At 66.9% G+C, this 13,009-nt stretch carries 13 protein-coding genes; 8 read left to right on the top strand and 5 right to left on the bottom strand.

Translation table 11 applies throughout. The features are described from left to right. Complete coding sequence (locus tag A5780_RS17925) at positions 1 to 1,437, top strand: aldehyde dehydrogenase (RefSeq protein ID WP_064909023.1); 1,437 nt, start codon at positions 1 to 3, stop codon at positions 1,435 to 1,437. 53 nt (positions 1,438 to 1,490) lie between these two features. Next, positions 1,491 to 2,627, top strand: coding sequence for an NDMA-dependent alcohol dehydrogenase (locus A5780_RS17930; protein WP_064909062.1), 1,137 nt, complete (start codon positions 1,491 to 1,493; stop codon positions 2,625 to 2,627). 49 nt (positions 2,628 to 2,676) lie between these two features. On the opposite strand, the gene A5780_RS17935 is transcribed toward A5780_RS17930, so the two are convergent. Beyond that, positions 2,677 to 3,468 (bottom strand): SDR family NAD(P)-dependent oxidoreductase, encoded by a 792-nt coding sequence (locus A5780_RS17935; protein ID WP_064909024.1) that lies wholly within the window; start codon positions 3,466 to 3,468, stop codon positions 2,677 to 2,679. Between the two features lie 250 nt (positions 3,469 to 3,718). Here A5780_RS17935 and A5780_RS17940 point away from each other — a divergent pair, with 250 nt between their 5' ends. The 6 genes from A5780_RS17940 (at position 3,719) to A5780_RS17965 (ending at position 8,982) form a co-directional block, all read left to right on the top strand. Then, entirely contained in the window at positions 3,719 to 4,933 is a 1,215-nt protein-coding gene (locus A5780_RS17940) for an amidohydrolase family protein (RefSeq protein WP_223273598.1), read from the top strand. A gap of 13 nt (positions 4,934 to 4,946) precedes the next feature. Further along, a complete protein-coding gene (locus tag A5780_RS17945; protein ID WP_063009677.1) occupies positions 4,947 to 5,171 on the top strand; it encodes a hypothetical protein in 225 nt (74 codons plus the stop codon). A gap of 350 nt (positions 5,172 to 5,521) precedes the next feature. Next, complete coding sequence (locus tag A5780_RS17950) at positions 5,522 to 6,775, top strand: cytochrome P450 (protein ID WP_064909063.1); 1,254 nt, start codon at positions 5,522 to 5,524, stop codon at positions 6,773 to 6,775. Beyond that, positions 6,772 to 7,569, top strand: a complete 798-nt coding sequence (locus tag A5780_RS17955) for an enoyl-CoA hydratase/isomerase family protein (protein ID WP_064909026.1) — start codon at positions 6,772 to 6,774, stop codon at positions 7,567 to 7,569. Before A5780_RS17950 ends, A5780_RS17955 begins: the two co-directional genes overlap by 4 nt. Positions 7,570 to 7,608: 39 nt before the next feature. After that, entirely contained in the window at positions 7,609 to 8,022 is a 414-nt protein-coding gene (locus A5780_RS17960; protein ID WP_064909027.1) for a Zn-ribbon domain-containing OB-fold protein, read from the top strand. A gap of 36 nt (positions 8,023 to 8,058) precedes the next feature. Continuing rightward, the gene (locus A5780_RS17965; RefSeq protein ID WP_064909028.1) at positions 8,059 to 8,982 is read left to right on the top strand and encodes an SDR family NAD(P)-dependent oxidoreductase; all 924 of its coding nucleotides are present in this window, start codon (positions 8,059 to 8,061) and stop codon (positions 8,980 to 8,982) included. A gap of 88 nt (positions 8,983 to 9,070) precedes the next feature. On the opposite strand, the gene A5780_RS17970 is transcribed toward A5780_RS17965, so the two are convergent. Genes A5780_RS17970 through A5780_RS17985 form a run of 4 tightly spaced genes read right to left on the bottom strand, consistent with a single transcriptional unit; the run spans position 9,071 to position 13,006 of the window. Continuing rightward, positions 9,071 to 9,277: a ferredoxin gene (locus tag A5780_RS17970; protein WP_063009669.1), complete on the bottom strand. Its 207-nt coding sequence runs from the start codon at positions 9,275 to 9,277 to the stop codon at positions 9,071 to 9,073. Beyond that, positions 9,274 to 10,818, bottom strand: a complete 1,545-nt coding sequence (locus A5780_RS17975) for a class I adenylate-forming enzyme family protein (protein ID WP_231982997.1) — start codon at positions 10,816 to 10,818, stop codon at positions 9,274 to 9,276. The genes A5780_RS17970 and A5780_RS17975 overlap by 4 nt, the downstream gene beginning before the upstream one ends. Beyond that, the gene (locus A5780_RS17980; protein WP_064909029.1) at positions 10,815 to 11,966 is read right to left on the bottom strand and encodes an acetyl-CoA acetyltransferase; all 1,152 of its coding nucleotides are present in this window, start codon (positions 11,964 to 11,966) and stop codon (positions 10,815 to 10,817) included. Before A5780_RS17980 ends, A5780_RS17975 begins: the two co-directional genes overlap by 4 nt. Beyond that, positions 11,963 to 13,006, bottom strand: a complete 1,044-nt coding sequence (locus A5780_RS17985) for an acyl-CoA dehydrogenase family protein (protein ID WP_064909030.1) — start codon at positions 13,004 to 13,006, stop codon at positions 11,963 to 11,965. The genes A5780_RS17980 and A5780_RS17985 overlap by 4 nt, the downstream gene beginning before the upstream one ends. Between the last annotated feature and the right edge of the window lie 3 nt (positions 13,007 to 13,009).

Consider the following 13,009-nt stretch of genomic DNA (forward strand, 5'->3'; position numbering starts at 1 on the left):
GTGCGCGACTTTGCAGGGTGTTATATCGCCGGGCAGTGGCGAGCCTCCGACGGGCCGCGGATCGAGGTGCTCTCGCCCGCGTCCGGTGCACTGCTGGGCACCGTGACCGAGGCGACCGGCGCCGATGTCGGGGCGGCGGTTGCCGCAGCCCGCGCCGCGCTCGATGAGCCGGAGTGGGCGGCCGGCACCCCTGCCGACCGGGCCGAATTGCTGAGCGGCCTGGCCGCCGCACTGAAACGGCGTTCGGGCGAATTCGCCGACCTGCTCTGCGCCGAAGTCGGGTCGCCGCGCAGCTTCTCCTCCTTCGGCCAGGTCGGATTCGCTGTCGGGGTGTATCGCTCCCACGCCCGGATGGTGGCGGATTTCAGCTTCGAAGAGATCCGTCCGGCCGGAGCTGGGGGCGAGGTTCTCGTACGCCGCGTGCCCGTGGGCGTCATCGCGGCGATCGTGCCGTGGAACGTCCCCTTGTTCATCGCCGCGATGAAACTGGCGCCGGCGCTCGCGGCCGGATGCACCGTGGTGCTCAAGCCGGCCCCCGACGCACCGCTGGGTGTGTCGCTGTTCAGTGAGGTCGTCGAGGAGGCGGGGATACCGCCGGGCGTGATCAATATCGTGTCGGGCGGCGTGGCGACCGGTGAGGCGCTGGTGTCGCATCCGGGCGTGGACAAGGTGAGTTTCACCGGCTCCACAGCCGCGGGAAAGCGGATCGGCGCGGTCTGCGCCGCCGCGGTGCGGCGCTGCGCGCTCGAGCTGGGCGGCAAATCACCGGCCATCGTGCTCGACGACGCCGCATTCGACGCCGAGACGATCGGCAGTCTCGTCACCGGGGTGATGGGCAACAACGGCCAGGTGTGCATGGCACAGACCCGGATCCTGGTCCCAGCCACGCGCTACGCGGAGTTCGTCGACATCTTCGGCAAGGCCGTGTCGGCGCTGCGGGTCGGTGATCCCGCCGATTCCTCGACCGATGTCGGCCCGCTGATCAACCGCGCCGCGCTGGAACGGGTCGAATCGATGGTGTCCGCCGCGGTCGGGCAGGGGGCGCGAGTAGTCACCGGCGGCGCGCGCCCCGACGGATTCGACACCGGCTGGTACTACCAGCCGACCGTGCTGGCCGATGTGGACAACGACATGGCCATCGCCCGTGACGAGATCTTCGGACCCGTGGCGGTGGTCATTCCGTACGCCGACGACAACGACGCCGTGCGCATCGCCAACGATTCCGACTACGGCCTCGCCGCCGCGGTGTGGTCCGGCGATCGATCGCGCGCGGCCGGGGTCGCGGCCCGGCTGCGAGTCGGATCGGTCTCGGTGAACTCCGCGGCGCCGCTCGATCTCGGCAGCCCGTTCGGCGGTTTCAAGCAATCGGGAATCGGCCGCGAGGGCGGTCCGGAAGGGATCGCTGGGTTCTTGGAAACCCAGTCGATCATTCGCTGATCAAAAATGTTGTCGCCGTTGTCGTTTCGGTCACGGCGGAAGAAGGGAACATGATGGAGACCACTGCCGCCGTGCTCTGGGAGCGCAACACGCCCTGGTCGGTCGAGACGATCGAACTCGATCCGCCGAAGGCCGAGGAGGTGCTGGTCGAGTTGCACGCCTCGGGAATGTGCCACTCCGACGAGCACATCGTCACCGGCGACATGCCGTTTCACCTGCCGTGTATCGGTGGCCACGAGGGCGCGGGCGTGGTGAAGCAGGTCGGTTCGAGTGTGTCCTGGCTGCGAGAGGGTGATCATGTGGTCTTCGGATTCATCCCCTCGTGCGGGCGGTGCCCGTCCTGCGCGACCGGCCATCAGAGCCTGTGCGATCTGGGCGCGAAGATCTACAGCGGTCGCCAGATCTTCGACGACACCGCGCGCCACCATGCCCGCGGCCGGGATCTCGCGCTGGCATGCGGGGTCGGCTCGTTCGCGCATCACACCGTTGTGCACGAGGCCAGCTGCATCAAGATCGAGCCGCATCATCCGCTGGACCGGGCCTGCCTGTTGGGCTGCGGTTTCGTCACCGGGTGGGGATCGGCGGTCTATGCCGCCGATATCCGGCCCGGCCACAATGTGGTGGTCGCCGGTGTCGGCGGCATCGGCGCCGCGGCGGTGCAGGGTGCGCGACTGTCGGGGGCGCGCACCATTGTCGCCATCGATCCGTCGGAATCCAAGCGCGAGGCGGCACTGCGGATGGGCGCCACTCATGTGGCGGCGTCCTGGGAGGAGGCGCCCGAGGTTGTGCGGGAAGCGACCTGGCACCGCGGCGCCGACCGGTTCATCTGCACGATGGGGGTGGGTGAGGGCCGCCTGATCGCGCAGGCGCTGGCGATGGTCGCCAAGCGCGGCGAATTGATCGTGACCAATATTCATCCCATGGCCGAGAACGAGGTTTCGGTCAACATGATGGATCTGACGCTGACCGAGAAGCGGATCATCGGCAGTCTCTACGGTTCGGCCAATCCGCGCGCGGACATCCCGAAGATCCTCGAACTCTGGAGCAACGGCCAGGTCGACCTGGACGCCGTGGTGAGCCGCGCCTATCCGCTGGAGAAGATTAACGACGGTTACGAGGACATGCGCGCAGGCCGCAACCTGCGCGGCGTACTGCGCTATCCGGCCGCCGACGCCGTGGCGCCGGGTTAGGCGACGCGGTGGGGGAGTGCTCGCACGCGTCCCCCACCGTTCGCCCCGGTCAGAAGTTCGTGCCGCCGTCGATGTTGATCAGCGCGCCGGTGAGGAATCCGGCCCGCGGCGAGAGCAGGAAGGCGATGAGCTCGCCCACCTCGTGCGGCCGGCCCGGTCGGCCCAGTGCTGCGGTGAAACCCCACTCCTCGACCATGACGCGTTCGAGTGCCTCCTCGCGGGGGTAGCCGCGCTCTGCGGCGAGGTAGTCGCGTATCGCGCTCAGCGCGTCGGTTTCGACCGCACCCGGGCATATGCAGTTCGCCCGAATGCCCTGTTTCCCATACTCTTTCGCGATCCCCTTGGTGAATACCGCTACGGCGCTCTTGAGTCCGGCGAAAGGCAGGCGCGCGATCTCGGGTGACCTGATCGAATAGGCGGCCGTGGTGACGATGGTGCCCTTGGTCGCGATCAGATGCGGCAGTGCCGCCTCGACCGTGCGAGTGGTGCCCAGTACGACATCGCGGAAGGCCGCGGTCCATTGCTCGTCGGTTGCCGAGATCGGATCGTGGCCGGTGGTGCCGGTGGTGATCGCGACCCCGTCGAGCCGGCCCAGAAATTCCACCGCGTGTTCGACCGCTTGCGCGGCCTGGCCCGGCTGCGCGGCGTCGAACGGCAGGCTGGTCACCCCGGCGGCCCCGGCCTCGGCCAGTTCGGCGGCCGCTTTCCCGCCGCGTTCGCGATCGCGCCCGACGATCGCGATCCTCGCGCCGTCCTCGGCGAGTGATCGCGCGGCGGCCAGCCCGATGCCCGCGGTTCCCCCGAGCACCAGATAGCCCTTGTCGCGCACTGACAGATCCATGTGTCAATGTCCTTCCCGAAAAGTTGCGGATAGTGACGATGATGTCAGAACAGTCAATCCAGAGTCAGATTGGTGGCCGATGTGTCACGGCTTAAAGCCTGGAGTATGCGGTTGAACGCGGCAATCGAACTGGTAGTTGACGGCTGTGACTGCAGTCACTAGATTACACGGTGTCAGATAGTGGACACGAACGGTGGCCTGCATACGCGGTCCAGGTCGGTCAGCCAGTTATTTTTTCCGAGGAGGCGTTGTGCCGCTTCAAGATTCCATGCAGATGATTTCCGTCGATGACCATCTGATCGAGCCGCCATCGGTGTGGGTCGATCGGTTGCCGAAGAAGTTCGTCGAGGATGGTCCCCGAATCGTCGAGATGGATATGTCGCAGAACGCCGGCGACGAGGAACTGTCCAAGGTGCTGCTCGATGCGGCGCGGGGCGGAGGGCGGGGGGCCGAGCGGCTCGCCGAGGTCTGGGTCTACGAGGGGCGGGTGTATCCGAACATCGGCCTGAACGCCGTGGCGGGGAAGAAGCCGCAGGAATATGGCATGGACCCCACCCGCTACTCCGATATGCTGCCCGGCTGCTACGACCCGGTGGCCCGAATCGCCGATATGGACGTCGACGGCGTCCAGGCGGCGCTGTGCTTCCCGTCGTTCCCTCGCTTCTCCGGCACCGTGTTCCTCGAGGGCAAGGACAAGGAACTGGCGCTGTTGTCGGTGCGAGCGTGGAACGACTTCCATCTCGACGAGTGGGCGGCGGCCGCACCGGATCGATTCATTCCGCTGATCATCCTGCCGCTGTGGGATCCGGCCGCCGCGGCCGCCGAGATCTACCGCTGCGCCGCCAAGGGCGCAAAGGCCATAACCTTCCCGGAATGCACTGTCCCGCTGGGGCTTCCGTCGTTCTACACCGACCACTGGGATCCGGTCTTCGCCGCCGCGCAGGAGACCGGCCTTCCGCTGTGCATGCACTTCGGCTCGTCGGGCCGCCCGCCGATCACCTCCCCGGAGGCCCCGATGGCGGTGATGATCTCGCTGTTCGGCACCAACTCGATGTATGCGACCGCGGATCTGCTGTTCTCCCCGGTGTTCTACAAGTTCCCCAACCTGAAGGTCGCCCTCTCCGAAGGTGGCGTCGGCTGGGTGCCGTATCTGCTCGAGCGCATCGACCAGGTCTGGGAGAAGCATCGCTGGTACCAGAACGTGAACAAGGAGGTGCGCCCCTCGGATCTGTTCCGCGAGCACATCTGGGGCTGCTTCATCGACGACAGCGAGGGCATCGTGCGCCGCGAGGCGATCGGCGTGGACAACATCCTGTGGGAGTGCGACTACCCGCACTCGGATTCGAACTGGCCGAACAGCCGCGAGTTCACCGGCAAGCTGCTACAGAACGTTCCCGACGACGAGGCGCACAAGATCGTCGAGTTGAACGCCCGCAAACTGTTCAACTTCCCCCGCGCCAACTGAAGGGCGAAACATCGTGGCCGAGAAGGACATTGATGCCGCCGATTGGGTCGAGCAGGACTTGCTCACCAAGCAGGAGGCGGGCGAACGTCTGGCCGAGGAGATCGTCCGGGTGCGGGCACGTCTGGGCGAACTCCGGGCCGGAGCCGGGGATGCCGCGGCGATGACGATGGTCGCCCGGCGGCTGGCGGCGATGGAGGCGATCCGGGATTCGCTCCAGACCGCATCAAGTGGGCATTGAAGCTGAATTATTAAGCTATACAATCGACTGTGTGACGGATCGCGGCGGTTCTCGGCGCATGTATGGACCCCTGGAGGAGACGGGGGCGGTGGCCCGGCGGTGGCCCGCCGCGATCTGGTCGAGACTGCTCGGGCAGCCCTCGCTCTCTTCCCGAAGAAGGGCCACTTAGTGACACTGATGTCCAGCTAATAGCATGCTCGCATGCCATTTGCTTGCAGAATGTCCAGGTAAGCGCGGTTGCAAAATAGTGACACTAGTGCCAGAATCGGATGGCAATGGGGATTTCGGCCGCGTACCGGTACCGTCCGGGGGCCGCCGAAGATGTGACGACGACGAGCGAGGAACAGCCGATGATCGGAGCCGATGAGGCCGCGGACGTGCTGATCGATTTCGACTGGTGGCAACAGACCGGCCAGGCCGAACGAGATGCCCGGTTCGACGCGCTGCGCAGGGAGAATCCGCGGGCGTTCGTCCCGCTCGGCGGCGAGCCGGCCCGGAGTAAGGGTTTCTGGGCGTTGACCCGCCATGCCGACATACTCGAGGTGAGCCGCCGTCCCGAGGATTTCGCCTCGGGGGAGGGCACCCAGATTTTCGACCAGCCGCGCGCGTTGCGTGACTATCGCGGGTCGATCATCGATATGGACAATCCCGAACATTCCCGGGTCCGCAAGATCGTATCCCGCGGGTTCACCAACAAGAGCCTGGAATCGATTCGCGGGCTGGTCGAATCGACCACTCACGAAATCCTCGACGCGATGCCGGTCACGGGCGAATGCGATTTCGTCGACAATTTCGCGGCGCTGCTCCCGCTGCGGATCATCAGCACCATGCTCGGCATTCCGCAGGAGCACGAGGCCGATATCCTCGCGGCGACGAACACGATTCTGGGCGCCTCGGACGCGGAATACATCCCCGACCAGTCCGGCGCGGGTATCGCGGGTGCGGTCACCGAGGCCAGCGAACGGCTCATCGGGCTGCTGCAGAATCTGTCCGAGGAGCGGATAGCCGATCCGCGCGACGATGTCATCAGTATGCTGGTCGCCGCGAAGGAGGGCGACAACCTGACTCCACAGGAGATGGCGAAGTTCTTCATCCTGCTGGTCGGCGCCGGCAATGAGACCACGCGCAACGCTCTGACGCACGGGGTGTACGCCCTGAGTCGCCACCCGGATCAGCGCGATGCCTGGCTCGCCGACTACCGTGCATCGGCGCCCACCGCGATCGAGGAAATCCTGCGCTGGGCGAGTCCGGTGATCCACATGCGCCGCACGGTGACCCATGACGGCGTCAAACTCGGTGATCAGGTGTTCTCTCGAGGCGAGAAGGTTGTGCTCTGGTACACCTCGGCCAATCGCGATGAGGCCGTTTTCGAGGATCCCTACGTTTTCGATATCTCTCGCAATCCGAACCCGCACTTGGCATTCGGTGCGCCGGGGCCGCACTTCTGCCTGGGCGCGCATCTTGCGCGGCTCGAGCTGAATATCGCGTTCGAGGCACTGTATTCGCGTTTTCCCGACCTCGAGGCCGTCGGCGAGCCGACACTGCTGCGGTCGAATTTCGTGAACGGCATCAAACATCTGACTGTGAGGTACACGCACCGATGACCGATGCCCTCCTGCAGAAGATCGACGGCGGGATTCTCACGATCACGCTCAACCGGCCCGAGGCGGCCAATGCCATCCGGCCCGACGATCGCGACGCCTTGATCGAACTGTTCGCCGCGGCGGACGCCGACCCCGGCATCCGGGTGGTCGTCCTGCGGGCTAACGGCAAACATTTCTGCTCCGGCGCGGACGTGGTGAAGTTGGCGGACGGTCACGCGAAGAACGTCAAACGGGTCACCGATCCGATGCGGCGCATCATGACCGGTGCGCAGCGCCTGATCGCCGCGGTATTGGATTGCGGAAAGCCGGTGGTCAGCGTGGTGCACGGCGCCGCCGCCGGCATCGGCGCCCACCTGGCCTACGCCTCGGACCTGGTGATCGCGACCGAGGCGGCCTACTTCAGCGAGTCGTTCGTCAAACGCGGGCTCGTGGTCGACGGCGGCGGCGCCTATCTGTTACCTCGGCTGATCGGCATGCAGCGCGCGAAGGAATTGGTGTTCTTCGGTGACAAGCTCCGGGCCTCGGAAGCCCTCGGTCTCGGTGTGGTGAACCGGGTTGTGGCCGAGGAGGATCTGGAATTGGTACTCACCGAACTGACCGGCCGGCTCGCGACCGCCCCGACCAGCTCGATCGCATTGACGAAACGATTGTTCAACAGCTCTCTCGACGGTGATCGTGCGGCCGCATTTCTCGCCGAGGCGATGGCGCAGGAGATCCAGTCGTATTCGGCCGATGCCAAAGAGGGCGTGCGCTCGTTCGTCGAACGCAGGCCCGCCGAATATCGCGGTTGGTGATATGCGCCGAACATCCGTGCAGTCAGATCAGGAGGATCGATAGTGGCCGGCCGTGCCGATATTCCCGTCGTCGAAGGAAACAGCGCGCAGTATTGGGATGGCGCGCGCGACCGGAAACTGCTGATCGCGAAATGCCAGGACTGTGGACGCGTCCATCATTACCCGCGGGTGTCCTGTCCGTTCTGCTGGAGCGAATCGGTCACCGCGGTCGAAGCCAAGGGCACCGGGTCGGTCTATTCGTTCTCCACGGTGTACGTCAACGACCTCGAGCCGTTCGCGGCGCGGTTGCCGTATATCGCCGCCCTCGTCGAGTTGGACGAGGGTCCGCGGGTGGTGACCAATATCGAGGGGATCGAGCCCGCCGATGTCCGTATCGGCATGCCGGTGCGGGCCGTATTCCGCGAAATCGTCGACCCGGCCTACGCGGTCGTGTTCACGCCGATCGAGGCATGACGACCATTATCGAACAATGAGGAGAGGATCGCCCAGATGAGCGGATTGCTCGACGGAAAGGTCGCGTTGGTGACCGGAGCCGGACACGGCATCGGGCGCGGGCACGCCCTGGAATTGGCCAAACACGGCGCCACGGTGATCATCAACGATCTGGGAACGTCGGTTTCCGGTGAGGGAACAGGCAAGGTGGCCGACGAGGTCGTACGCCTGATCGAGGACCGGGGTGGCAAGGCGATCTCCGATTTCAGCGATGTCGGCGATGAAGAACAGATCGATCTGCTCGTCGAGCGCGCGTATTCCCAGCTCGGCCGGCTCGATATCGTGGTCAACAATGCCGGTATCGTTCGCGACCGCGCGATCTGGAATATGAGTGCCGACGACTTCGACTCGGTGATGCGAGTTCATGTGCGCGGCACCTGGCTCACCAGCCGGGCAGCGGCGCGCAAGTGGCGGGAGGAATCGAAGTCGACCGGCGCGAAGGTGTACGGCCGCATCATCAATACGACCTCGGGCGCGGGGTTGCACGGACACTTCGGCCAGACCAACTACAGTGCCGCCAAGGCGGCCATCGTGGGCCTCACCCAGACGCTGAGTCTCGAGCTCGCCTCGATCGGCGCCACGGTCAACGCGATCAGCCCCGGCGGCCGCACTCGCATGTCGGCGACGATGTCCGGGGCCGCGGCGCCGATCGAGCCGGGGGAACTCGGCGAGGACGAATTCGATCCCAAGGACCCGTCGCTGGGCTCGCCGGTGGTCGCGTGGCTGGCGAGTCCCGAGGCCGCCCACGTCAGCGGGCAGGTCGTGCGGGCGCTGGGTGACACCATCCAGCTGATGCGCGGCTGGACCTCGGCGGCGTCGGTGTCCAGTGGCGGAAAGCGCTGGGACGCAGATAAACTCGGCGTCGTCCTGGGGACCGACATCTTCGGCACCCGGGCTCCCGGCCTGCGCCTGGGCGGCTAGCGGAAATACGCCGATAACGACCGAAGGCCGGGACGCGGCTGGTGTAGACACCAGCTACCGCGTCCCGGCCTTCGGTCGTTGTGGCGGATCAGTCCTCGCGCCACCGGATGGCGCTCATCGGGCAGGCCGTGCGCCCGGAGTCGGCTTCGTCGACGAGTTCGGGCGCGACCTCGAAGTCGGCACGCAGGGCGAAGCCGTCGTCGTCGAGTTCGTAGAGCCGCGGCGCGACGGCGGCGCACTGACCGTGTCCTTCGCACTGGTCGAGAGCAATGTGAATGCGCTGGTGGATGCTCATGGTGCCTTCCTTCTCGGCGGGGGCGGATTGTCGGCGGCCAGCTGCCGCAGGCGATGGCGGTCGAGTTTGGACATCGCGGTGCGCGGCAGGTCGCCGACCACGATCAGATGGTCGGGCGCCTTGTAGTCGGCCAGCCTGGCCTTGGCCCAATCCCGAAGTTCGGCAAGGGAAATCGGTGCGTCCGGATCCTCCGGGACGATGAATGCCACCCCGATCTCGCCGATCACCTCGGCCGCGAGGCCCACCACGGCCGCGGCGCGGACGCGGGGATGTTCGGCCAGGACCTGTTCGACCTCGACCGGGTGAACGTTGAACCCACCGCGGATGTACATATCCCCGGATCGACCGGCCAGGACCAGATTCCCGACGGCGTCGAAGCGTCCCAGATCGCCGCTGATCAGGTAGCCCTGCTCGTCGAACGCGGCCGCGGTGAGTTCGGGGTCGTTCCAGTACCCGCGCATCGAACAACCACTCTTGATGCGTACCCGGCCGATCTGTCCGGCCGGTAGCGCCGCTCCGCCGGCATCGGTGATCGCGACCTCGACGCCGGTCTGCGGCCGCCCGACGGTGCGGTACAACACTTCTGGGGGGTCACCGGGCTCGGTCCCGCAGATCGTCGGCGATTCGGTCATCGCATACCGTACTACCAGCGGCGCTCCGATGCGTTCAGTCGTCTGCCGGACCAGCGCCGGTGAAGCCGGTGCGGTCGCGACCACACCGATGCGCAGGTGCGGCAGTGACTGTGGCGTGAGCGCGGGCAGTTCCAGCAATTTCGCCCACTGTGTCGGCACCGCGCCCGCGACGGTGATCCGTTCCGCGCGAAGGACGTCGAACATCGCCGCGGCCGACCAGGGCACCGGCGCGATCACCAGGGTGATGCCCCAGACCAGTTGGTCCCACAGTTTGGACATATATCCGACGTGCGCGAAGGGCGTGGAGGTCAGGCGCCGGTCATAAGGTGCGCTCATCGCGCCGGCCGCCTGTGCCGAGGCGGCCAGATTGTTCGCGTCGAACCAGGCACCTTTCGGCAATCCTGTTGTGCCACTGCTGAAGACGATCGACACCGGGGCATCGCGGCCGATCGTCCGCGATGGTGTGGCGGCGTGCCGCAGCAGTTCGCGGGTCAGCTCCGAGGCGGCGAGTTCGGGGATGTCGCGACCCGTCGCGGGCATGGTGGCGGCGCGTACGACCAGGACCGGATCCGCCTGCTGCAGTGCGGCATCGATCTCACGAGGCCCCAGGCGCGGATTCAATCCGGTGGTGACGGCGCCGAGCATCGCCGTGGCGGCGTAGCACACCGCGTAGTCGATCCCGGAGGGCAGCATCAGCGCGACCACATCGCCGCGCCCGACGCCGTGTGAGGACAGCTGACGGGCCACGGCGCGGGCGCGCGCGACCCAGTCCGCGAAGCTGATGCGGGTGCCGTCGGCCTCGACGTAGGCGTCGCGGAATCCGTGCACGAGCGCCGCCGCCTCCAGCAATTCGACGGTATCGGCGAAGGCGCCGGCGTCCAGCGGCGCGAGGATCTCGGCGGCGGTCACGGTTTGTTCGCCCCCAGCAACACCGTCCCGCTGGAACAGAACCAGCCACCGGTGCCGCTCACGCAGGCGATCTCGGCGCCGGGTACCTGGCGGGGCCCGGCCGCACCGCGCAGCTGGCGGGTCGCCTCGACCAGCAGGAACAGCCCGCGTTGGCCCGGATGACACGCGGACAGGCCGCCGCCGTCGGTGTTGGTGGGCAGGGCGCCGCCCAGGCGCAGCGCGCCGCTCTCGGCGAAAGCGCCGCCCTCGCCCTTACCGCAGAATCCGAGATCTTCGAGGGTGAGCAGCAGCATGTAGGTGAACGCGTCGTACAGTTCGGCGACGTCGACATCGGCCGGTGTCAGACCCGCGCGCCGGAACGCGAGCGGACCGGTGACCGCAGCCGGGCCGATGGTCATATCCTCCCATTGGCTGGTCAGCATGTGAGAGGTCGCCTCGGCCGAGCCGAGTACCCAGACCGGATCCGATTTCAGGTCCGGTACGCGGTCCTCGGCGACCAGGATGGCGGCCGCGCCGCCGTCGGAGCGGATGCAGCAGTGCAGTTTGGTGAACGGATCCGCGATCATCGGCCCGGACAGCACGTCCTCGACGGAGATCGGGTCGCGGTAGTACGCCTCCGGATTGTCGGCGGCGTTGAATCGCGCCGACACCGCCACCTCGGCGAGCTGCTCGATGGTGGTGCCGTACTGGAACATGTGCCGCCGCGCCGCCATGGCGTATTTGGACACCAGCGTGTGCCCGTAGGGTGCGTCCCATTGCAGCGGTCCCCGCGCGCCCCAGTTGATATTGGCGGTGCGCAACCCCTTTCGCAGATCCGCACGGGCGGTGGAACCATAGGTCAGCAGCACCACGTCGGCGTGACCGGCGGCGATGGCGTCGGCCGCATGCGAGACCATCACCTCCCAGGAGGCGCCGCCGACCGAGGTCGAATCGATCCAGCGCGGCCGCAAGCCGAGATATTCGCCCACGTCGGTGGGCGGCAGCATTCCCTGGCCGGTGGAGCCGAGGCCGTCGATGTCCTGCGGTGTCAGTCCGGTTTCGGCGAGTGCGCGCGCGCTGGCCTGAGCCATCAGTTCGTAGGCGTTCTTGTCCTCCACCCGGCCTACATCCGACAGGGCGACACCGGCGATGGCGACCTTGCGGCTCATGCGGCGACACCGTCCTGGGCGAGGTCCTGGGCGAGCAGTTCCGCCAGTACCTCCGACGGTTCGGCGAACAGGTGCCGGTAGACGTGCGCGCGTTCGAGGTACAGGTGCGCGTTGTGCTCGTAGGTGTAACCCATGCCGCCGTGGACGTGAATTCCATTGGCGCCGTTGTCGATTGCCGCGTTCGCGGCGACCGTGCGGGCCGCCAGCGCCTGCGCCGGGGCATCGTGCCGGTGCGAGGCCAGGCACACCGCCGCGAAACAGACCTGGGTGAAGGCGGCCTCGGTGCGCACGGCCATATCGGAGCACATGTGCTTGATCGCCTGGTTGACGCCGATCGGCCGGCCGAACTGAATCCGGGTCTTAGCATGTTCGGTGGCCAGCGCCGCCGCGCCGTCGGCCAGGCCCGCGAGGAAGGCCGACGACAGCACCACCGCGCGCAGCCAGGTCGAATCGGCCCGTTCGGGCAGCCAGTGTGTCACCTCACCCGCGGTGACGGTGGCGGTGGCGAGCCGGGTGCCGGGGTCGACGCAGTCCAGGACGGTCGTCTCGCCGAACTGCTCGGCCGCGACCAGCGCCGAACCGTGCCGCGTGACCAGCAGCAGATGGCTGCACCCTGCGGTATCGATGAGGTCGAAGGTGCCCTTGAATCCGCCCGACGTGACCGATCCGTCGCCCCGCAACTGGGCCGTGCCCACCCGAGCCTGCCCGCTCGCGATGCGCCGGCACAGCTGTTCGTCGCCGGAGAACGCGGCGATCCGGGCGCCGAGAGTGGAGGCCAGGAACGGGCCGGTGGCCAGGTGCCGGCCCAGCTCGACGAACAGCAGTGCCTCATCGTCGAAGGACTGGCCCGCCCCACCGTATTCCTCGGCCAGGCCCAGGCTCAGGAATCCGAGTTCGGCCCCTTCGGTCCACACCGAGGTATCGACCGCGGAGTCGGCGTCCGCGCGGCGGCGAATTTCCTCGATGGGCATCCGTGTCTGCAGGAAATCCGTTGCGGCAGCGACGAGTTCGAGTTGCTCGGCTGCTGGTAGAAGGTTCATGAC

Source organism: Nocardia sp. 852002-20019_SCH5090214, assembly GCF_001665865.1.
Taxonomy (GTDB): domain Bacteria; phylum Actinomycetota; class Actinomycetes; order Mycobacteriales; family Mycobacteriaceae; genus Nocardia; species Nocardia nova.